We start from the raw sequence: 20,691 nt of genomic DNA on the forward strand, positions 1-20,691 counted from the left end.
TACGCGTTGGCCTAAAAAATTACTGTAGTTCAACTGCTTACAATAGCAAGCAAGTGCGTTCACCCTGCGAGCAATATGCATAGTACTGATTTTATTCAAACGCTAAGTGAATTAACCACAATATGTAGTCAGAGTTACGACTAACCAGCAGGCAGTCGTCTTTGCATTGAAAGCAGCTAAAGGTCAAGTTTGCGTTACTTTATCGTTTGACGGACAAAACGAAAAGATCACCGCTTGCCGAGAGTACTACTGCTGCGGGGCATGCTTATGAAAACACAATAGCTGTGAGAGCTTTCGAGAGACAGGAAGAGTCATCCGGAAAGGGTTCTGTCAGAGCAGCCATATTGTTGGGCATAAACTACTTGAGCAACTTGATGGTCAGGGTGCGGCATTCGACCAGCAAGCAAGAGAACGGATTTTGCCTAGTTCTGAAATGATCTTCATTGGCTACGGTGGTGGCCTGTAGTGTGGATGAGGAGGTGAAAGAAATTGATCCTTACAAAATGCCAGATACCACTACCTATCATCGGAAACCAAGAATAACATCCGACGGCCCTACGCAGTAAAGAGCTAAACTGAGAACTCAAGCATTCAAACTGCTGTTAATTGCTTTAACCATTAAATACTTTTGTATGCCTATGAAACCTCTATTGTATACCTTATTGCTTTGTTTCTTCGTCAGTGTAGCCTCCGCCCAACAGTACTTCGGCGAGAAAATTACTGACCAAGATGCCATTGCCGCCACTGAATTGCCCGAAACTTTAGCGGATGAAGAAAGCGTAGAAACCAAGGTGAGGGGCGAGGTTACCGGTGTATGCCAGATGAAGGGCTGCTGGATGACCGTTAATGTGGGCAACAACCGGGAAATGATGGTACGCTTTAAAGATTACGGCTTCTTTGTGCCCAAAGATATTACCGGGCAAACTGTGGTTATTGTGGGCGAGGCTCTGGTAGAAACCGTATCAGTAGATGACCAACGCCACCTAGCCGAAGATGCTGGACAATCAGCCGAAGAAATTGAGAAAATCACTGAGCCCAAATCTCAGCTCTCTTTTGTAGCTGATGGGGTGATTGTGGAGGAGTAATTATTTCTGCGATACTTTGTTATTCAACAAGGCACAGAAGAGTATTTCTCCGTGGGCAGGGGCAAGAGTAATCAGATCACACAGTTTAAAGCGCGACTTTCTTTTGTGGCTGACGGGGGTAATTGTGGAAAAGTAGATGAACTGTCTGACTGTCTGGCTCTAGTTTAATTGATAAGCCAACGATAGTTGAAACACACGATTTTGCGATCGGAAGTCAAAGGTAGCTAGCGGGTCTTGAGGATCAGCCCACCGATAATTGTTAGGGGCTACATCCCTCAGTCCGTGTACATACCTGATATCTACGTTCACCCTCTGGTTGATACGATAGCCTGCGCCAGCCGCTAGTCCATAATCAAACCCTTCTTGCCAAAAGAAACTAGTATTGTTGCTTTCTGAGTCAACCCTGGTTCGAGCCGCCATAAGATAGCTAACTTCAAGCCCCACCATCACGAAGATTCGTTCAGTGATAGAGTATCCACCAAAAACAGGTAAACTCAGGTAATGCAGATGCACACTGTGACCCTGAGGTGATCCACCTACTGCAATGGGGGGAGCATCGGCTCGAAACCCCTTGTTAGCGTACAGTAGCTCGGTTGTAGAGAAGAACCGCTTGCCCATAACTTGGGTTCCGTAGAAGCCTGCTTGATACGATAGGCGATACTGGGAATTACTTATTCCCGGCTGATTTAAATCCATACCGGTTAGACCAACTCCACCCTTAATACCGTAATGAAACTGGGCGAAAGTAGCTTGGGTAGCTAACAGTAGCAAGGTTGAGGCGAAAAGTAGCTTCATACCACTAGGGGTGATCGGTAAAAAATATAATTATCTAAGGAACGGCCTTAAGCCACTAGAAATTGCTCTAATTACGAAGTTTTTTAGAAGGGCTACGTTCTCTCTAAACACTATTCAAAAGTAAGAGTGTAGCTAGCTATCACATCATTGCTATCCCACGGTCGACAGTTTCGAAGCTTTAAAGTCCCGGTTACTGGTTCAGCTTCTGGCCGAAAGTTGAAAATACGGATTCCAGAAGCTCCTGCGGCCTTTGCTGTAGATTTTTCCAGATTTTTAGAAACAACGGTTACGTTGGCAGGCGTTTGTTCTACATCCCACAGGTAGCCCGATGTAGGCGTTTCCAGCAATCTTATTGTGATAGATTGGGTGCCTTCGGGCAGCTTTACAGTACGTCCATTGTCTTCGTCGGTGAGTTGCATAGATAGAAAACAAAAGGGTTGCCTAAAGTTAAACAACCCCCTTGCCTTAGTTAAGGTTTACCAAACATAAATTTCGTGAATCTTATTATCGTTCTCTTTACGATAATTCACATTGCGGTTTTCCTGTCGGGCAACACAGCCCATCAGGTACATAGCGTGAACGCTGTCGGCATTGGCATCGTTTAGCTTCACCCAGCCTACCCCGTGGATGTGCAGATACGCATTTTTATTATTATTTGAAGCCCAAACCCCCGTGACTTTTTTGGAATTGAACCACGCAGTAGCCTGCATATCACCTTCTGCGAAAATACCCGCTTCAGGAGGGTTTAGTGATGGCTCCCCGGCCGATGTAGATTCCTGGCTGGCATCTTGTTGAAGATCATCCGGATTCATTTCTGGTTTCGGTTGCTCATCTCCCTCGGTTTGGGATTGGGCTGCAAAATTAGCTTCTGGTTTTGACACTTTCTTAGACATAATAACTATTTTTATAATTAGGCATATACTTGTTCTATCTTTCCATCTTTAATGTAAATACTTGGAGCGGCATCTCTATTTTTTGCGTTAATCAACGCACTCAAAATCATGAAATGGTTCTCTCGATTGTTGTTAGCAATCTTTTTCCAGCCCTCGTCTTGTATATACGCGTAGCAATTCAGCCCGGCACTGTTAGACCAAAGCCCCGTGATTTTCTTTTTGTAAATCCAGCCGGTATCGACAATGCCTAGCACACCCCACATACCGTAGTGTTCAATAGAACATTCACCGTATTTAATCTTCAGATAGCCTTCTTCGCCCCAGTTAGTGCCCCAACTGTTTTTTCCTATCCAGTATCCACCCGCATCATTATAGCCTATAATGGATATACAGTGCCACCCCTCGGAGTCGCCGGAAACATGCCGGTAAACCCCGCTTTGGTAGCTATAAAAATCACCGAATACTTCAAAGCATGCACTTACCGGGCCTACGTTAGCAATATGCTCCTTAATAGCGTTTACGTTGCTTAGTGCTTTGTAGTTAGTAATGGTAAGCTTCTCATTCTGCCAGCCATTGCTTACCAAACAACTCTGCTGGCTGCTTACGTACGGAAAATAACTTTCTTTGGCTACGCCAGTATCTTTTACTTTATCGTAAGCCGTAGTGGGCCACCACCCGTTTCTACATCCGTTAGGATCGCCTTTGAGGCAGTAGAACAGGTGGGCTTCCGAAAGATCGGTGTCATAATTCGGCATGTTCTTCGTGATACGCACCATTGATTCTACCACTGAGAGCACTCCAAATGCCACACAAGAGCCACAGCCACCTTGGCTTTTAATAGCAGTAACGTAGTTACCACCATCTTTACTGCGCCAATCGAAGCTACTGGGGTGTGCCCCGGCTCCCGTTCGGGCGCTTACCCGCTGATGTTGGGCCAGGGCCGATTTTTTGGATGTTTCTTTCTGAGTTTTTGAAGGTGGGCCATCGGGAGGAGTTGCCCCTAAAATAATAGTTTGCTCTTCATCACTCATTTCAGTGATGGGGTTCGGGGCAGCGTCCCACGCTTCGTCAATGAGTTGGGCCTGCAATTCAGCAATTTCTAATTTTGCCATAATACATAGTTTAAGTGTGAAAATTGATTTTGTGGTTTTTTACAGGGCAAGCACACTAAAATCTGGATATACCAATTTTGAAGAGTACGGTTATTTTCGTACCGAACCTTCTCTTTGGTTGGAGCGAAGAAAACGTGCTTTGTCTACTAGAAAGGTCTCTTAGAATATTAATGCGTTTGCCCCAGGCTCTTTACGTCTGCAAAATTCCAGGCAGCTACAGTACCTGTAGGGGGCAGGGCTGGTATAGTCGGATTCATACGTAGTCTCTGAATCTCATTTGGCTAATAAGGCAACTTCATTTGCCCGGTAGAATTGCTAGCTTTTATTGGTTAGTAGTGCAGCATCCCAATATGTAACCCGGTACATTAAAATTTTTTATTAGTATGTTCTCAACCTGGCTTGATAATAAACTAAAGAGGTACGGAGAGAGATGATTGTCTTACCTACGTACGATAGGTCGGGAAGTATGGATAGAGATGAAACGATAATTTTTGAAAGATTTCAATCGAATAAACTCTGCCAGATCACGTATATTTGCAGCCTGATTTCACTACCAACATTAATCCAGTATTTATGATTGTCGGAGTACCTCAAGAGATAAAAAATAATGAGAACCGGGTAGCCCTTACCCCCGCCGGAGCTAAAGAACTTACCAAAGTTGGCCATACCGTATACATTCAGCAAAATGCCGGAGAAGGCAGTGGGTTTACTGATGCAGAATATACCGAAGCAGGTGCCGAAATACTCCCAACTATTGAAGCTGTCTACGAATCGGCCGAGATGATTGTGAAGGTAAAAGAACCGATTGCCCCGGAGTACGACCTAGTGCGTAAAGATCAGCTGGTCTTCACGTATTTTCACTTTGCTTCCAGCGAAGCCCTTACCCACGCTATGATTAAAAGTGGCGCGGTTTGCTTAGCCTACGAAACGGTAGAACTGCCCGATCGCAGCTTGCCACTGTTAGTCCCCATGTCGGAAGTAGCCGGACGGATGTCTATTCAGGAAGGAGCGAAGTATTTGGAAAAACCCATGCAAGGGCGAGGTATTCTGTTGGGCGGAGTGCCCGGCGTACGTCCCGCGAAGGTGCTTATCTTGGGCGGAGGTATTGTGGGTACCAATGCTGCTAAAATGGCAGCCGGCTTAGGGGCTGATGTTACCATTATGGACATCAGCCTAAATAGGCTACGTTATTTAGATGATGTACTGCCGGCTAATGTGAACACCTTCATGTCCAGCGAATACAACATTCGCTCACTTATTAGTTCGCACGATTTAATTGTAGGTGCCGTGCTCATTCCGGGTGCCAAAGCCCCTAAGCTCATTACGCGCGATATGCTGCAAGAAATGAGGCCGGGCACAGTACTGGTTGATGTGGCCGTTGATCAAGGGGGCTGCATCGAAACTTGTGAGCCTACCACTCATGAGAACCCAACCTATGTGATTGATGACGTGCTGCACTACTGCGTAGCCAATATGCCAGGGGCAGTACCGTATACGTCTACCTTAGCATTGACCAACGCCACATTGCCCTATACACTACAACTGGCTAGACTAGGTTGGGAGCAAGCCTGTCAGCAGTCTACCCCACTTAAGCTCGGCCTCAACGTAGTGCGAGGAGAAGTGGTTTACCAGAGTGTGGCTGATGCTTTCGGTTTGCCGTATGTGCCGGTAGAAGAGCATTTGTAATAGATAACTACAACGTAGTGGCAGTACAACTACTTTAGCTCCCGTCGGGTCAAGCGCATAGTAGTACCGTTCTCTAACATCCACTCCAGAGTATCTTTACCCATCAGTGCGTAATTTCCCTTGAGCGTATCTGACTTAGTGAAGACTTTCAGTATCTGATCTTCTTCGTCTAATTTATACGCTTTGCCCAGAGGTTCGTTGCTTCCTGGTAAAAACTCCGTTACCCAGTCTTGAGGATGGAAATAGTACCGAGGATGCCCCTGTTCGTAGGGGCTATTTATTTTATTCACTTCCCCTGCCGAGGTAGTTTCCGTAACCACCCAGACATTGGGGCGACCATTGTACCAGTCGCCCGTCAAAAAATTTCGCTGATCCAGATAACTGAGCACCTGATCCAAGAAGAAGTAAGAAACAATTCCTATCAGCACTATATTAACTGCTGTTTCTACTCCTATTCTCTTTACAGAACCTATCGAGAATATCTTCAATACAAAATCTCTCAAAATGGGAAAATGAAACATCAGTAAAGCAATATTGAGCAATAGCAATACCCCCGAGATACGCTGGATACCTTCCCACAGATCTAAGGCGATATTGATAAGAAACACATTGAGTACTACTGGTAGCAACAATATTGCTCCCAACAGTCTAGTCTTTCGGAAAAGCAGCAGAATAGCAGGCACAAGCTCCAGTACACCGAGTAGCACAGTAAACCACTTAGAATAACCTAAAAATGCCCAAGTTAAAGTAACTCCGGAAATACGCTCCAGCGGCTCTGACCATTCGTGAAAGGGCAAAACAATGAATTGTGTCCTAAATAGCTTAGTTAACGCATACGGTAGCATAGCTAAGCCAAGTATGTAACGAATAATCGTTTCGTAAGTGGCTTTGTCTTTTAGCAGCTTCAGCATAAACAGGTTGTTTTTCTGAAGATACAATATGCTTGCCTCTTCTCAGCGAACGAAGCATAAAAAAAGCCAAGAACGATGTCCCTGGCCTTATTTTACGTATGAAGAGTATAATTATTAGCAAAGTTTATTAATAAAGGTCTCGTCCATTTTGATGAGCATGGTAGGAGCAAAATGCTTCATATCAAAGCGGGCAAAGCGCTCGGCTAGTGCCCGTATCTTGTTGTACTTATCACGTTTTACATCAGAAACAGAAATCTTCAGAATTTTGGTGAAGATCACGATAGACTCACAGTTGTCTTTACCCAGTAGCCGTATCTGACGCTGAATACTGTTGGTTAACTGGTTAAAGAGATCATAATCGTTCATTAGGCAGTACTGAAGAGCGAGTACCGCTTTTACCTCTAGTTGGGCGTACGGATACTTTTTGAGACTTAGTTCGTTTAGCAGATTGTTAATCCACCGAGCCGACTCATTGTACTCACCAGCGTAGTAGCAAGACAGTGCTCGGTACATCACGTAGGTTACATATTTCGGCACATCGTCTAAATCGCCTTCATAATCGTGGAAAAGCATTTTGTTTTCCTCGTATAAAGTTTCTTCGTTACCCATGCGTTGTGCCCGCTCAATTTTAGAAACTAGGTACTGCGCTGGGTACGTATGTAAGCTGTAATTTGTCAGTAGGGTATCTACCGCATCATTTACTTCTTCGTAGAAGTCTTCAGCCTTACGGTATACTTTGTAATGGTTGTAATATTCTAGACGAAGCAGCTCGTACACCAATTGCAAGTGGTGATAGATAGAATCTAGGTAATAATTACTCAGAATCTCCTGCATTTTATCCAGAATATCCTCAATGGGTTCGTGCGTATTGTTGTCGTAAGACTCACCTTCCACAAATAAACGATGAAAGATATTCAAGCAACTTTGGTAGATGTACAATCGGTGCGATTCGTACAGGTTGCACAAGTTATTCATTTCATCCGTCAGCAGCGAAAGCTCAAGCTGGGTGGTCTCATCGCGCGACATAGTGTAGTCACCGTACTTTTTGAAGTACTGACATAACAACTCTTCAGCCTTATCTACCGCCAGCGTATACGCCACATGCTTGTTGTACGATTGCGAATACGTAAAGTGATCGGGAGTATTGATGTGTAATTTGCGAAGGGTTTTGTAGATGGTGGTAAGTTCACTGGGCAGATCGTAGTCAAGCAGTTCTTTCTCAATCTTCTTCAGCGTAGCAATAGCGATAGCACGTTTCTTCGTAAATATTACTTCGTTAATATTAGCTACCTTTTTAATCAAATCAGTACGAGGGTTTTCCATTTGCTGAAGCAAATATTCCTCGATTTTTTGATTAAGGCGAGACCGCAACGTATAGTAAGCATTCGTATTCACTCCCAGTTCGTCCATTATTTTATTATCAGATAATGAACGTTCGCGCATCGCTTTTAGCAGGTATGCTGACTTCTCCGCACTGTTCTCAATTAGCGACTCATGAATGGATGTATAGTCGGAGTCGGATAACTGCTTAATGATATTCTTAAGTTTCGCCATCGTAAATATTGGTAATTGCTAAACCCTACTTTTAATTTAATGCAAACAATATTACGTAAAATTTGCTACTATTAATAGTTTTGCATTGGCAGTATAAAATTGAAACACAATGGATTAAGTAATAATTATGACAAGCTTTAGCAAAAAGTCACTATAATAACCATATACAATTAGTCAGTATTATTACTTAAATGAAATAGAATATGAATATTCCTTTAAATGGAATATTATTTAGGTTTTGCATCACTTATATGTTCGATGTAATAATTATTGGATAGAGTAATAAATTTGTCTCAATATTCAAGGCCACCAAAAAAATGTGTGCGCGGTTCCACATCCAACGGTAAAATTAATTCCTTATATAGTATTCCAAAAGCTATTTTTCTTTCTTATAAGCAGAAATACCAAAAGTTACCATTTCGCATTTTTTACCGAAAATATTTTACAATCGGTTGCTTAAAGTTGCCAGTAAGATTGAGCGTTGCTAGGTAACAATAGGGCGAAAATCGGCTAAAAAGTGCTGCGTAAGCCCAAAACAGCTCGATAGTTCCTGCAAATTTGCCATCAAATAACACTAAACTGTCACTCATTTACGCGCCAAGGCGGATTTTTGCGATTGCCCCCACTGTAAAATAGAATGAGTTGATTACCATCAGGGTCTTTTAATCGGACTTTCCGCCATAACTAACGTTGGTCAGTCGGAAGCTCATTAAACACAATGCCTGTCGCACGAAGTCGGGTCACCCGTTCATCCAAGCCTGCACACTCAAAGTATACGTAGATTCCATCGCCCTCAGGAAGCTCTTCTACCCGATGAATAGAAAAAGTGGCATCATCCTCGGGACACTCGAAGCGAGCGTAGTACGGCAGTGCGCCTACAATCAGCCGTAAGCCTAACTTCTGATAAAAAGCTACCGACTTGCTTAAGCCTACTGAAGGTACGGTAATTTGGTTTAGGTTCATACGTACTTTTCTGTTATGCATTTCAAGGCTGATAAGATATAGTTTGTACCTTGTAAAAACAACGTTCGTCACTTATGCGTGAATACCTTTCAACATTACAGGCCTGGCTAAAACAGACCAACACTATAGCATTGGCTCGGGTTATGAAGACCTGGGGGTCGTCGCCTCGCCCAGTAGGCTCGGTTATGCTAATTAATTCTGAGGGAGAGATGGACGGCTCGGTAAGCGGGGGTTGCGTGGAAGGCGACGTGGTAAAGCAGGCAAAAAGGGTACTGACTGAGAACCAATCAGCAGTATTAGATTTTGGGGTAAGCAGCGAAGAGGCTTGGTCGGTTGGGCTGTCTTGTGGTGGTAGCATTCAGGTTTTGCTTCAACCTGCTACTTTCAGCGAAAATAGTGTCTGGCAACAACTGTTAAATCACACCGAAGAAAACAAAGCTGCCACGCTTGTTTCGTCTCTCAAGAATGGCAATAGTACCAATACATTGATTAATGAACAAGAGCAAGTTTGGGGCGACGAGCTACCCGAAGAAGTGCTTATGGCAGCGAGAAATGCTTATTCTAAACGCTCTCACCAGACAATTACCCACAATACTACCACCTATTTTATTCAGGTATTCCCTCGCAAGAGCGTGCTACTGATTATTGGAGCCGCGCACATTACTGTAGACTTAGTGGCACTAGCCAATCAGTTTGGTTTTGAAACCGTGGTGATTGACCCGAGAGGTTATTTTGCTCAGCATACGACCTTCAGCGACCCGCCAGCACAGATTCTCCCTAACTACCCATCAGAGGTATTAGACCAATTTCCGCTAGATGCCTACACCTTTTGCGCCGTTTTGTCTCACGACCCCAAAATTGATGACAATGCGCTAGAAATTTTACTCCCATCAGAGGTGGGTTACATCGGAGCACTAGGCAGTAAGAAAACTCACGCTAAGCGAGTTGACCGCCTACTGGAAAAGGGAATCGATCAATCGCTCATGGATCGTATTCACGCCCCTATCGGGATTAATATTCATGCACAGTCGGCCAAGGAAATTGCTCTATCTATTATGAGCCAGATTATTGAAGTAAAGAATCAGTATTCGCGGAGGGAGAAATAGGTGAACTGTCGTATTTTTTCTTTTGATTAGGTTCAATAAGACTTGCTAAAATTTCCTGTTCCATATTTTCGGTTGGTATTGCTGTGTTAATTAGTAAGCTGGATGAACTTGAGATATAGATTATCATATCTCATATTATGCATTATAGTTGAGATATAAATATCTATATTGTAACTTTTCAATCTTAATTGATATATATTTATTTTGTTAGAATTCTTACTATATGATTCAGCTAGAGAGGTATAGGTCTGGATATTTTCAAAAGAGTCATACTGGGTACGAATATTTTATTCCGACCAAAATCAATGATAGATGGGTATGGGAGGACTCTAAACTAAATCTTTTAATGGAGAAGGCTGCTATCAAACTCGGAGAACTAAATTCGTTTTCTAAGCTTGTTCCAACTATTGATCTTTTTATCCAACTGCATGTTACAAAGGAAGCGGTAGTTTCAAGTAGAATTGAAGGAACTCAAACTCAGATGGATGAAGCTTTAATGGATGAAGATGAAATCGCACCGGAGCGAAAAGATGACTGGATAGAGGTAAACAATTATATCAAATCGCTTAACACGGCAATTGAACGACTTGAAAAACTACCCATATCTTCGCGCTTACTAAGAGAAACTCATCAGATATTGCTGGATAGTGTAAGAGGAGAGCACAGATTACCAGGAGAATTTCGCTCGAGCCAAAATTGGATCGACGGAAACAGTCTATCTGATGCGATTTTCATTCCTCCTCATCAGGATTATGTTGGTGAACTAATGAGTGACCTAGAAAATTTTATTCATAACGAGGATATAGATGTACCAGAGCTTGTTAAGATAGCTATTGCCCACTACCAGTTTGAAACTATACATCCTTTTCTAGATGGTAACGGAAGAATTGGTCGACTCCTAATTACTTTGTTCTTGGTTGATAAAAAGATACTAACGAAACCTCTACTGTACTTATCAGCATACTTTGAAAAGAATAAAGGATTGTACTATGATAACTTAACTTTTGTAAGAACAAAAAACGATATGAAGCAATGGCTAAAGTACTTTTTAGTGGGCATTGCCGAAACAGCTGAGAAAGCATCACAGACATTATCTAATGTACTAGAATTGAAAGAAAGACTTGAGAATAAAATCAATAATGATTTCGGCAGAAAAAGCCAGAATGCCATAATATTACTCCAGTACTTACTGAAAAAACCTATTATAAATGTGAATCAGGCCAAAGATGTTACTGGGCTAACTTACAATACAGCAAACTCTCTTATTTCAGATTTTATAGATGCTGATTTTCTTAAAGAAGTAACGGGATATAGCAGAAATCGAGTGTTTATATTTGATGAATACCTCAAACTATTCTATAAATAAGGTCACTATCAATGATGCCCGTGATGCGATTCCTCTACCATACTGGTGCCAATTAGGCAGCCGATGGCTTCGGTTTTGGAGACTGAAATCGGATTACCCTGTAAGTAAGCGGTAAGCGCATCTGCTACGTAGTGTTCAGTAACAACCCGACGGTAGCGACCTAGCTCGTAGAACCAGTTGTCGATCGCTCCGCGGTAGCGCACCTGGCCGAGTGAATCTAGTAAGAACGCTTCGGGAGTGGTGTTGGCTTGAAGCTGCTTCGCTAGCTTTTGTTGGGGGTCGGGCAAATGGGTAAAATTGTAACGGTAGTCTTGGGCAAATTCAGCAATCGTCTCATGGTCAATACCAACTACCGGATACACCGCCACCACGGTCACGTCTTTATCTTGCCACTCTTGCTGAAGCTTACGAAGCGTAGCACCGTACTTCTGTGTCACCGGACACTCGGGGTCCATAAACAAAACTACCGTAGCCGCTTGGCTGCGGATTTGATGCGGAGTAAGTTCCTGCCCAACCAGGGTTTGAAAGGTATCTTGCGGCCAGTGGATAACCTGAGCGGATAAAGTTGAAGCGAGCAGTATGCCAGATAAGCTGACTAGCAACCAGCACCAATAGCGAACGAGATTCATAAGAATTATGTATTTTTGAGGTTAACGTACCGAGCAATATAAAGAATCGGTTAGAGAAGCGAAAATATAATTATGGAAAGCGTATGCTTCGCTTACGTACTATTTTCTTAGTTGGAATATTGAGTTGGACTGGTAGCACTTACGCCCAAAACCAGATCACTTTTAACGATCATGTGGTGCATATCGTCCACCGCAATTGCACTCCCTGTCATCATAAAGGCGGAATTGGGCCGTTTCCACTCGTTACGTATCAAGACGTGGCCAAACGAGCTGATTTTATTCAGCGCGTAACCGGAACTCGCTACATGCCACCTTGGAAGGCCGATCCAACCTTTCAGCGCTACAAAAACGAACGTCTGCTCAGACCTCACGAAATTAACCTGATTAAAGTATGGGTAGAAAATGGTGCTCCCGAAGGCGATCCGCAGAAAGCACCACCTCCGCCCACCTTCGCCAATAATCCGCACTTGAAAATGGAGCCGGATTTAGTACTGCCCATGACGCAGCCCTACGAAATTTCGGATACGGGTATTGAAGATTTCCGCTTCTTCAGCGTACCAACCAACCTACCGAAAGATGTATACATCAAAGCGATTGAGTTTGAACCGGGCAACCGTCGCTACGTGCATCACAGCCGCATTATGGTAGATACTACCAACCAAATCCGGGGTATTGATCGCATGTCGGAGTATGATCCTCGTATTAAAGAATTTCAGAAAACGCCGCTGGCCGATGAGTTTCTGTACGGTTGGGTACCGGGCAACCTGCCAATTGTCTTTCCCGAGGGTACTGGTAAACCGCTGAAGAAGAATAGTGACCTGATATTTAATGTCCATTACGCTCCCTCGGGTGTTAGCGATACGGATCAGTCTACGGTAAAGTTATACTTCACGAAAAAGCCCGTTAGCCGAGAGGTAAAGACATTCGCATTGCGGGAAAACGATATTGTCAACCAGCCCTTCGTAATTCCGGCGAATAACGTTAAAACGTTCTACTTGCGATCAGCACCTCTCAGTAATGATATTCAGCTAATTTCGGTGCTGCCCCATATGCATACCTTAGGTCAATCGTTTGTTGCTTACGCCATTACTCCTAGTGGAGATATGATTCCGCTGGTACGCATCAACGATTGGGATTTCAACTGGCAATCTACCTACGTATTTCGGAAGCCACTCACCCTGCCCGAACGGTCAGTTATTTATGCCGAGGGCATTTATGACAATACCAGCGACAATCCCGAAAACCCTAATGTACCGCCCAAAACCGTTACCTACGGTTGGAACACCACCAGCGAAATGATGAACCTAATTATGTACTACCTGGATGCTCCGTCGGTCGGGCCACTTCGGAAAGATGCCCAGGAATAGAAGATAAGATTGTCGTAACGGACTGTTTCTCTATCTACTTAATCTTGTAGTCCCCGTTGATATTATCTATATAAAGCACGTGATCTTTGAAGAAACGATTTCCTATCCGTATCCGATTGGTAGAACTAATCTTCACCTCAACGTTAGCTATTTCGTAGTCGTCTATTTTAACTAATGGAATAGTTCCAACCTGTTGCTTCACTGTTCGTACTCCTCCTACCGTATAGACCTCTCGCTCTTCTTCGCGTAGATCATATTTGCTCAAAAGTTGTTTAGCAAGCTTTGATTCATTTGGCACACCCAGCGCACTAGATGATCCTAAATCAACCATCGCTTGGTATTGCTCTCCATCAATGGTCACCGTTACAAAGGGAGACCCATCTTTCCGGTCAATTTCAATTTTTTGAAATGTGCTGTCCACTAAGTTACGAGAAGATAGGGTCAGCGTTTGGTTGGGATAGTCTATCCGCCAGTTGGCTTTACTGATTACATTTTGACCGATAAATCCACCAAAATTAGGCACCTTATCATTCAAACCCTCTAAATTACTATTAATGGCTTGTAAGCTTCTGAAATCCACATCGCCTATCTGGAACGATGGTACAACCTCTCGTCCGAATTTCACAGTACGGTTAGAAGCCCCCGTTATTTTCATCGATTTTCCGGTGGTAGTATCTCGCTGGATCACCACTAAGTCGGCTCCCGTATCAAACAAAAAGTTTCGGGTGGTATCACTGCTCAGTGTTACGGGAACGATAATTAGCGATTTGTAGGTGGTAAACGGGAATTCGTAATAGAAATCCTCCGGCTGAATGTAGCCTGCCCGTTGTAGTTTTGTAAGATTAAAGCACCCTACCGTAGTTAGTAGTAAAATTGAAAAGAGTGCGCGTTTAATAAGTTTCAATGATTTGTCGATTTTATTGTTGCTACGGCAAGGTAGTGACAATTTCCTTATTCCATTCGTAGCGCAATGCTACTAAATGGCTAAACAGTACTGCCGGAACTACCACGCCGGGCAGCAAAACGAAAGGAAAGGTTAACACCGCAATATTTGGTTGATTGAAGGCTAATTGCTGAAGCGGAGACGGTATAGATAAAATAGCGTGAATTACGATGTTACCCAGCAGCAGCAGCGAGATAATATGCCACCCAATAATTAATGAACGGCTTAGTACTCTTTTCTTGTAGCCGAAATAGTAAATGAAAGGCGCGGTGATGCCCGCCAGTATATCAAAGTTTCTCCCCGCAAATGTCATTAGCTCCGGGATAGTACCGTACACAAATAGCTGATAAAGAATAAGCTCCACCGGCACTCTAACCACATGAATCAGCACTAAAGGTGGAATATTCGCTTCATGTACCCGCTGGGAGTTAAAAACATAAACAATAGTCAGCAGCGGTATAAGCAACACCATAGTAAAGCGAGGGGGCACTGAATCGGTATTCTGATAAAAGCCAGAAAAAGCTAGCACTGATAGTAGCATTAGCCACGCTAAAGCGGTTATCCATCCGCTTGCAGATAGACGGATAGCTGCATTTAGCATAATCAACGTGAACCCGGCAACCAGAATAAACTCTCCCGCCACAAACCAAGGAATAGAATCAAGCATAATAATGAACGACGATTAATGAATAATGACTAATGTGCGACTTGTCCCAGAGTGAGCAATGTCGCCGTGGAACGAAGCAATGAGCAGATTTACAAGGTTTAAGTTTGGAAAAACAATGCAGCGAAAATAAACTTCGGTCTTCGGTCAAACCCCGAATTGGCGCAGATGATGTTCCAGATGTTTATGAAACATAGCACTCCACTCTTCTTTAGTAAGTCGACCGAATGAATGAGACTCTCGGTTATGAAAATGTTTTTCTCCTAGCTCCTGGGTTTTCTTCAAATACTGTACGAGTCGCTCCTTTTCCACTCCAAAGTCTTTGGCATCTTTCACAATAAATTGCGGAGCAGTTTGACCGTTTTTCTTGTAAGGCTTGCTGCCCACCACGGTAGACTTGGCAAAAAGCTTAAGCATGAATTTTACAAAAGCATTCGGTTTAGGGTGCTTGTTTTCGTAAGTCATTTCGTAGGTCACGTTGCAGTGGGCTAGCATTTGAGCTACATTCATTTTCCCCCATTGGTTGGGAGTAGTAGGGGTTAACTGGTTCACTCGGTTAATGAGGCTGTCAGTGATGCTTTTCTCAAAGATGTTGTTGGCCATAGGTTAGGGATTGGGTGTTGGGCATTAGATTTGTGTTTCTAAGCTGTAGAAGCTCTAATGCCTATAAGCACTTATAACAAAGGTACCGCAGAATGAATACGAAATTCTTGTCATAGGACAAGAATTTACTACTCCTTAGCTATTTCTTTTCTTATTCGGCTCAGTGAAGTATCCGTAATACCCAAATACGTGGCAATATGCTTTAGGGAAACATTGTGAATCAATTCAGGGGACTCTTTTACCAACTGTAAGTACCGCTCCTTGGCCGAGTCAGTAATCATCGCCGTGCTTCTCCGCTTAAGGGCAAAGTAGCTGCCTACCAATCGAGATCGCCCCCCTTCCCGGAAAGCTTCAATACTGTGAAATAACCGCTGAAACTCATCAAACCCCAGCCGCCACACTACGCAATCGGTAAGAGCTTGGTAGTGTTCTTTAGTAGGATTTTTCAGAAAGAAAGATGGCCAGTCAATGAGGATTTGTGCTTTCGTGAAGAAGCCCGTAGTGATGTCATTCCCATCAGTATCAACTGCGTAAGAGCGGACAAAGCCACTTTCTACGAAATAGTAATAATGAGCTACCTCACCCGCCTGTAAAATATACTCGTTCTTATTGAACGTAACTTGGGCGAATTGAGAGACTACGCTAGCTAACTCTTCAGCCGTAAGATTATCATTCTTCAGAATTTTTTGTAGGATGTGTTGCTCAGCCATCAATGATTGTCGTGAATTTTAAAACTTTGTCTTGCCGTTTATAGGGTTTTTGCTTCAGAAGAACAACTCCCCGAGTTTAGGCAGAAAAATAATTACGCCGATCACTACGGCGGTAATAGCGGAAAGTAACACCGCTGCCGCTCCCAAATCCTTAATTCGCTTAATGCGGTCATCTCGCTGAGGTGAAATAAAATCAGCAATGTGCTCTACAGCCGTATTGAGAATTTCGGTTACGAAGACAAAGCCAACCGTTAGCACAATAACTATCCACTCGGTTGCGCTCACGCTGAAGAAGGCTCCGAGTATAATTACCAGAAGGGTAATCGCCAGATGCACCCGAGCGTTATGTTCTTCCCTAAACAACGCCTGCAACCCACTGAAAGCGTGGTGAAAACTCTTAATTCTATCGATGATTGAGAATTTTTTGGCAGACATATCCTCAAGTCACTGATACAGGATAAAATAGCTGATTAATTCCCAGACAAACTCCGAGATTGTTCATTGCTAACTGTTCATTGTTATTTGCCCTACGCATGACGACTCCAGTAATAGGGAGTGAACAGCATCAGTACGGTGAACAGCTCCAACCGCCCGAGCATCATCAGAAATGACAGAAACCACTTGCCAAAGTCAGGCAGATGGGCAAAGTTATCAACCGGACCTACGGTACCAATTCCCGGCCCGATGTTGCCTAAGGAAGTAGCGACTGAACCAACCGCCGTCATAAAATCTACCCCCGACAGCGACATAATGGCTGAGCCTAGCGCAAAAATGGTAATATAGATGATAAAAAACGCCAGTACATTAAAGGTAATATCCTGGGTAACCGCATTATTGTTGTAGCGCACCGGAATTACCGCCGAGGGATGGATCTGCCGCTTCATTTCGAGTAAGCTGTTCTTAAGCAGAATAGTATGCCGAACAATCTTTACCCCACCCGAGGTTGATCCTGCCGAACCACCGGTAAACATCAGCAGAAAGAATATAACCGTCAGTAATGGCATCCAAGCAGTATAATCGGCGGTGATGTAACCCGTAGTACTAATCACCGATATTACCTGAAAAACGGCGTAACGGAAGGATTCTTCCGCATTATTTTCAGTAGAAATAAAAATACCTACCGTAGTAATTGTGGTGACAATAACCGTGAACCACAGATAATTTCTGAACTCTTCGTTCTGCCAGACTTTCCGAAAGCTTCCTTTCAGCATAAAGTAGGTAAGCGTGAAGCTGGTACCTGCTAAAAACATAAAGATAGTTATCACATACTGAATGTAGGCTGAGTCGTAGTGAGCAATACTAGCGTTTTTTGGGGAAAACCCACCCGTTGCCATGGTGGTTAGGCCGTGGTTAATCGCATCGTAAAAGCTCATTCCACCAATCCAGAGCAAAACCGTTTCGGCAAGGGTTAGGCTAAGATAGATAATCCATAACCGTTTGGCCGTATCTCGGATACGGGGTTTTAGTTTGTCAGGACTAATGCCAGGTGCCTCCGATTGAAATAGCTGCATTCCACCGATACCCAGAATTGGGAGAATAGCCACAGCCAGCACAATAATTCCCATGCCTCCAATCCACTGGGTAAGGCTTCGCCAGAACAGAATTCCTTTGGGAACTACCTCAATATCAGTGAGAATGGTTGCACCGGTGGTAGTAAAGCCCGACATAGCCTCAAAAAAAGCATCTGGATAAGTAGGAATAGCCCCACTAAGAAAGTACGGTAAGGAGCCGAAAGATGAGATCAGTATCCAGCTCAGAGTCACCACCAGATAACCATCGCGACGGCGCATTTCTTTATCTTGCTGATTGCGCGTAAGCAGCCACGTACCTCCTCCCACCAACAGCGTAATGCCCGACGACGAGAGTAGTGCTTTCCAATCTTGACTGCCGTAGTACAGCGATACCGGTAAACAAATGAGCATAAAGCCTGCGGTGAATACCAGAATCAACCCCAGAATATTGAACAGCACTTTCCAGTTAAAGAGCATACCCGCGCTAAAGTGTTAAAGTGTTAAAGTGTTAAAGTGTTAAAGTGCGTACGTAGTGTGAGAGTACTTGTGTATTCATATTTAGGGTTGTTTTGAGTTACCAAAAACAGCGTTCTAAATACCAAACTCAAAAATTTTAACACTATAACACTACGCACCATAGCACTAAACTCTATTTAAAAAATTTCTCCACTTCCGACAAAGCATCCCGTTGGCTGAGTACCACTACCCGATCGTCGCGTTCAAATTTGAAATTGCCTAAGGCAATGTAGCCTTTTCCGTCACGGATTACTCCACCGATAATAGCATCGCCCGGAAACTTCAGATCTTTCAGGAGACGATTGGCAATTTTACAATTATCGTTCACTTCGTACTCCAAAATCTCGGCTTCTACTCCGTGAATACCCGTGATAGAGACTACATCGCCCTCGCGGATGTAGCGGAAAATAAAATTGGCTGCAATTAGTTTTTTGTTAATCATGGTATCCACCCCGATATTCTGACTCAGATGGATGTAGTCCGTATTTTCTACCAAGGCAATGGTTTTCTTTACCTTTCTATCTTTGGCTACCAAGCAACTAATAATATTCGTTTCGGAGTCACCGGTAAGAGCAATGAAGGCATCCATGTCGGCGAGCCCTTCCTGCGTAAGTAGCTCCACATTCCGCCCGTCGCCGTTAATCACCAGCACATTGGGTAATTGGTCAGCTAGCTCGAAGCACTTTTCTTTATTTCGCTCAATCAGCTTAATTCGGTACGAGTCGCTAAGTTTTCGGGCGGTGTGGTACCCGGCTTTACTACCACCCAAAATCATCAAGCTCTGGATTTCTATTTTTACCTTGCCCGTCAGTTTGAGCACTCGGTCAATGCCGTCGGGCTGAGCAATAAAGTACACGTGGTCGTTCACTCTAAGACGGTTATTTCCCTTAGGAATGATGGTTCGCCCCTCGCGTAGAATAGCCACAATAATATACGAATTATCCGGGTTGAGCCGGGAGGTTTCAGCCAGCGTCTTACCAATTAAGTTACTATCGTGATCCAGTGTAATTCCGATTAGCGATAATAGCCCTTGATCAAACTCGAAGGTGTCCGTAACTGCGGCCATGCGTAGCAATCGCTTCACCTCCCGGGCCGCTAACGATTCGGGTGAGATCAGTTCATCGATGCCTACGGCTCGTAGATCGAGTGTTTCCTTATCCATGAGAAACTCCTCATTGCTAATGCGAGCTACTGTACGCTTCACGCCCAACTGTTTGGCAATAACGGTAGTAGCCAGATTTACTTCTTCCGATTCGGTTACCGAAATCAGCAAATCTGCCTCGCCCACATTCGCTTGCTTTAGCGTCTTGAAAGAAGTTGCATTTCCCTTTATGGTAGCCACATCAATCTGACTACCTAGCTGACGAAGACGCTCAGCATCCAGATCAATCACCACAATTTCTTGGTTTTCGTACGAAAGGAGCTTAGCTAGGTGTGCTCCCACATCGCCCGCTCCGGCAATAACAATCCTCATAGCAGTAATAAACTCAAAAAAAGCAAATATAGCATAATAGTAGTGGAAAATTGAAAATCGATTATTGGTAGTATTAGACAGTTAAAAGTTAAATTGTCATGTATCTTCTACTGTGTAAGAATAATCTATTGCATCATAATACAAAAGAGTTGATACTAATATCACTATTGACTTTTGGTAGTTGTCATTTTAACAAGATATACCTATGGATATTAAAAGCGAGAATAGCCTATACATTTCCCATTTCGTAAAGGTGGCTTAGGTGAGTTTCTTACTTTTAGATTCTCTGTATAATTTAAACTCTTTCTTTAGTATTCTTCTGTATGATGTATATAACTGATATGCTGCTTCTTGAGTTTGATATATGTCAAACGTCATGTTAGCCCAGTGTATTCCACTCTCAGTGTATATAACATTATACAGTGTTGCGTTTCTAATTTGCTTATTACGACCTTTATTCTGAATATACTCATCAACATGCTCTAATATATCTCGCATATTTCTTGCGTTTGTAATCTCATTGTCAAAATTATTAATAGCATTCTCTACTTTTACTTTAATCTTGGCAACTTTTCTTCCCACTAAGATCGGTTGACGTAACCTTTTTAAAGCCGTAATGTAGAAATATACATCGGTGAGAAAGTTCCAAGGATCATCTCTAATACTAAAGTCATAGTTTACTAAGCGACCCCTTTGTAAATTCAGTCCATCCACTGCTCGATTAACAAAGTACTGAGAATCCTCTAATATCGCGATTTCTCTTGCAGTAAGTGGACAATTATTATCTTTAGTATTATGCATAA

At 43.3% G+C, this 20,691-nt stretch carries 21 protein-coding genes; 5 read left to right on the top strand and 16 right to left on the bottom strand.

Annotated features, from left to right (window positions below):
- The first annotated feature begins 632 nt into the window (after positions 1-632).
- Positions 633-1,085 carry a DUF4920 domain-containing protein gene (locus P0M28_RS08535; RefSeq protein ID WP_302209381.1) on the top strand — a complete coding sequence of 151 codons (453 nt, stop codon included), beginning with the start codon at positions 633-635 and terminating at the stop codon, positions 1,083-1,085.
- 159 nt (positions 1,086-1,244) lie between these two features.
- Here P0M28_RS08535 and P0M28_RS08540 read toward each other — a convergent pair whose 3' ends face one another.
- The 4 genes from P0M28_RS08540 to P0M28_RS08555 form a co-directional block, all read right to left on the bottom strand.
- Positions 1,245-1,880, bottom strand: a complete 636-nt coding sequence (locus P0M28_RS08540) for a porin family protein (RefSeq protein WP_302209382.1) — start codon at positions 1,878-1,880, stop codon at positions 1,245-1,247.
- A gap of 110 nt (positions 1,881-1,990) precedes the next feature.
- Complete coding sequence (locus P0M28_RS08545) at positions 1,991-2,299, bottom strand: protease inhibitor I42 family protein (protein WP_302209383.1); 309 nt, start codon at positions 2,297-2,299, stop codon at positions 1,991-1,993.
- Positions 2,300-2,356: 57 nt separating this feature from the next.
- Positions 2,357-2,773, bottom strand: a complete 417-nt coding sequence (locus tag P0M28_RS08550) for a hypothetical protein (RefSeq protein ID WP_302209385.1) — start codon at positions 2,771-2,773, stop codon at positions 2,357-2,359.
- A 17-nt stretch (positions 2,774-2,790) separates the two neighbouring features.
- A complete protein-coding gene (locus P0M28_RS08555) occupies positions 2,791-3,885 on the bottom strand; it encodes a C1 family peptidase (protein WP_302209386.1) in 1,095 nt (364 codons plus the stop codon).
- Between the two features lie 573 nt (positions 3,886-4,458).
- Between P0M28_RS08555 and ald the strand changes: the two genes are divergently transcribed.
- Entirely contained in the window at positions 4,459-5,571 is a 1,113-nt protein-coding gene (gene ald, locus P0M28_RS08560) for an alanine dehydrogenase (protein ID WP_302209387.1), read from the top strand.
- Positions 5,572-5,600: 29 nt separating this feature from the next.
- Here ald and P0M28_RS08565 read toward each other — a convergent pair whose 3' ends face one another.
- The 3 genes from P0M28_RS08565 to P0M28_RS08575 all read right to left on the bottom strand — a co-directional run bounded on the left by P0M28_RS08565 (position 5,601) and on the right by P0M28_RS08575 (position 8,999).
- Complete coding sequence (locus P0M28_RS08565; protein WP_302209388.1) at positions 5,601-6,482, bottom strand: DoxX family protein; 882 nt, start codon at positions 6,480-6,482, stop codon at positions 5,601-5,603.
- 114 nt (positions 6,483-6,596) lie between these two features.
- A complete protein-coding gene (locus P0M28_RS08570; RefSeq protein ID WP_302209389.1) occupies positions 6,597-8,036 on the bottom strand; it encodes a hypothetical protein in 1,440 nt (479 codons plus the stop codon).
- Between the two features lie 684 nt (positions 8,037-8,720).
- Entirely contained in the window at positions 8,721-8,999 is a 279-nt protein-coding gene (locus P0M28_RS08575; RefSeq protein ID WP_302209390.1) for a VOC family protein, read from the bottom strand.
- Positions 9,000-9,073: 74 nt separating this feature from the next.
- Between P0M28_RS08575 and P0M28_RS08580 the strand changes: the two genes are divergently transcribed.
- Together P0M28_RS08580 and P0M28_RS08585 are read left to right on the top strand one after the other, a co-directional pair.
- Positions 9,074-10,105, top strand: coding sequence for an XdhC family protein (locus tag P0M28_RS08580; RefSeq protein WP_302209391.1), 1,032 nt, complete (start codon positions 9,074-9,076; stop codon positions 10,103-10,105).
- Between the two features lie 346 nt (positions 10,106-10,451).
- A complete protein-coding gene (locus P0M28_RS08585) occupies positions 10,452-11,471 on the top strand; it encodes a Fic family protein (RefSeq protein WP_302209392.1) in 1,020 nt (339 codons plus the stop codon).
- Positions 11,472-11,479: 8 nt separating this feature from the next.
- On the opposite strand, the gene P0M28_RS08590 is transcribed toward P0M28_RS08585, so the two are convergent.
- Positions 11,480-12,100: a redoxin domain-containing protein gene (locus P0M28_RS08590; protein ID WP_302209393.1), complete on the bottom strand. Its 621-nt coding sequence runs from the start codon at positions 12,098-12,100 to the stop codon at positions 11,480-11,482.
- An 83-nt stretch (positions 12,101-12,183) separates the two neighbouring features.
- On the opposite strand from P0M28_RS08590, the gene P0M28_RS08595 reads away from it, so the two are divergent.
- On the top strand, positions 12,184-13,467 hold the full coding sequence (locus tag P0M28_RS08595) for a monooxygenase (protein WP_302209395.1): 1,284 nt from the start codon (positions 12,184-12,186) through the stop codon (positions 13,465-13,467).
- A gap of 34 nt (positions 13,468-13,501) precedes the next feature.
- On the opposite strand, the gene P0M28_RS08600 is transcribed toward P0M28_RS08595, so the two are convergent.
- From P0M28_RS08600 to P0M28_RS08635, 8 genes are all read right to left on the bottom strand, one after another.
- Positions 13,502-14,371, bottom strand: a complete 870-nt coding sequence (locus tag P0M28_RS08600; protein WP_302209396.1) for a pepsin/retropepsin-like aspartic protease family protein — start codon at positions 14,369-14,371, stop codon at positions 13,502-13,504.
- A 22-nt stretch (positions 14,372-14,393) separates the two neighbouring features.
- The gene (locus P0M28_RS08605; RefSeq protein WP_302209397.1) at positions 14,394-15,077 is read right to left on the bottom strand and encodes a DUF8737 domain-containing protein; all 684 of its coding nucleotides are present in this window, start codon (positions 15,075-15,077) and stop codon (positions 14,394-14,396) included.
- Between the two features lie 144 nt (positions 15,078-15,221).
- Positions 15,222-15,677, bottom strand: a complete 456-nt coding sequence (locus P0M28_RS08610) for a DUF1569 domain-containing protein (RefSeq protein ID WP_302209398.1) — start codon at positions 15,675-15,677, stop codon at positions 15,222-15,224.
- Between the two features lie 128 nt (positions 15,678-15,805).
- Positions 15,806-16,387, bottom strand: coding sequence for a Crp/Fnr family transcriptional regulator (locus P0M28_RS08615; RefSeq protein WP_302209400.1), 582 nt, complete (start codon positions 16,385-16,387; stop codon positions 15,806-15,808).
- A 54-nt stretch (positions 16,388-16,441) separates the two neighbouring features.
- A complete protein-coding gene (locus P0M28_RS08620; RefSeq protein WP_302209401.1) occupies positions 16,442-16,822 on the bottom strand; it encodes a diacylglycerol kinase family protein in 381 nt (126 codons plus the stop codon).
- Positions 16,823-16,914: 92 nt separating this feature from the next.
- Positions 16,915-18,375, bottom strand: a complete 1,461-nt coding sequence (locus tag P0M28_RS08625) for a TrkH family potassium uptake protein (protein WP_302209403.1) — start codon at positions 18,373-18,375, stop codon at positions 16,915-16,917.
- 172 nt (positions 18,376-18,547) lie between these two features.
- A complete protein-coding gene (gene trkA / locus P0M28_RS08630) occupies positions 18,548-19,888 on the bottom strand; it encodes a Trk system potassium transporter TrkA (RefSeq protein ID WP_302209404.1) in 1,341 nt (446 codons plus the stop codon).
- Between the two features lie 258 nt (positions 19,889-20,146).
- Positions 20,147-20,689 (bottom strand): hypothetical protein, encoded by a 543-nt coding sequence (locus P0M28_RS08635; protein ID WP_302209405.1) that lies wholly within the window; start codon positions 20,687-20,689, stop codon positions 20,147-20,149.
- Between the last annotated feature and the right edge of the window lie 2 nt (positions 20,690-20,691).

It is taken from the genome of Tunicatimonas pelagia (assembly GCF_030506325.1).
Taxonomy (GTDB): Bacteria; Bacteroidota; Bacteroidia; order Cytophagales; family Cyclobacteriaceae; genus Tunicatimonas; species Tunicatimonas pelagia.

Bases quoted from the DNA above. Each gene is read 5' to 3' on its own strand.
- P0M28_RS08535 (WP_302209381.1), top strand. From the start codon at position 633: ATGCCTATGAAACCTCTATTGTATACCTTATTGCTTTGTTTCTTCGTC.
- P0M28_RS08540 (WP_302209382.1), bottom strand. From the start codon at position 1,880: ATGAAGCTACTTTTCGCCTCAACCTTGCTACTGTTAGCTACCCAAGCT.
- P0M28_RS08545 (WP_302209383.1), bottom strand. From the start codon at position 2,299: ATGCAACTCACCGACGAAGACAATGGACGTACTGTAAAGCTGCCCGAA.
- P0M28_RS08550 (WP_302209385.1), bottom strand. From the start codon at position 2,773: ATGTCTAAGAAAGTGTCAAAACCAGAAGCTAATTTTGCAGCCCAATCC.
- P0M28_RS08555 (WP_302209386.1), bottom strand. From the start codon at position 3,885: ATGGCAAAATTAGAAATTGCTGAATTGCAGGCCCAACTCATTGACGAA.
- ald (WP_302209387.1), top strand. From the start codon at position 4,459: ATGATTGTCGGAGTACCTCAAGAGATAAAAAATAATGAGAACCGGGTA.
- P0M28_RS08565 (WP_302209388.1), bottom strand. From the start codon at position 6,482: ATGCTGAAGCTGCTAAAAGACAAAGCCACTTACGAAACGATTATTCGT.
- P0M28_RS08570 (WP_302209389.1), bottom strand. From the start codon at position 8,036: ATGGCGAAACTTAAGAATATCATTAAGCAGTTATCCGACTCCGACTAT.
- P0M28_RS08575 (WP_302209390.1), bottom strand. From the start codon at position 8,999: ATGAACCTAAACCAAATTACCGTACCTTCAGTAGGCTTAAGCAAGTCG.
- P0M28_RS08580 (WP_302209391.1), top strand. From the start codon at position 9,074: ATGCGTGAATACCTTTCAACATTACAGGCCTGGCTAAAACAGACCAAC.
- P0M28_RS08585 (WP_302209392.1), top strand. From the start codon at position 10,452: ATGGAGAAGGCTGCTATCAAACTCGGAGAACTAAATTCGTTTTCTAAG.
- P0M28_RS08590 (WP_302209393.1), bottom strand. From the start codon at position 12,100: ATGAATCTCGTTCGCTATTGGTGCTGGTTGCTAGTCAGCTTATCTGGC.
- P0M28_RS08595 (WP_302209395.1), top strand. From the start codon at position 12,184: ATGCTTCGCTTACGTACTATTTTCTTAGTTGGAATATTGAGTTGGACT.
- P0M28_RS08605 (WP_302209397.1), bottom strand. From the start codon at position 15,077: ATGCTTGATTCTATTCCTTGGTTTGTGGCGGGAGAGTTTATTCTGGTT.
- P0M28_RS08610 (WP_302209398.1), bottom strand. From the start codon at position 15,677: ATGGCCAACAACATCTTTGAGAAAAGCATCACTGACAGCCTCATTAAC.
- P0M28_RS08615 (WP_302209400.1), bottom strand. From the start codon at position 16,387: ATGGCTGAGCAACACATCCTACAAAAAATTCTGAAGAATGATAATCTT.
- P0M28_RS08620 (WP_302209401.1), bottom strand. From the start codon at position 16,822: ATGTCTGCCAAAAAATTCTCAATCATCGATAGAATTAAGAGTTTTCAC.
- P0M28_RS08625 (WP_302209403.1), bottom strand. From the start codon at position 18,375: ATGCTCTTTAACTGGAAAGTGCTGTTCAATATTCTGGGGTTGATTCTG.
- trkA (WP_302209404.1), bottom strand. From the start codon at position 19,888: ATGAGGATTGTTATTGCCGGAGCGGGCGATGTGGGAGCACACCTAGCT.
- P0M28_RS08635 (WP_302209405.1), bottom strand. From the start codon at position 20,689: ATGCATAATACTAAAGATAATAATTGTCCACTTACTGCAAGAGAAATC.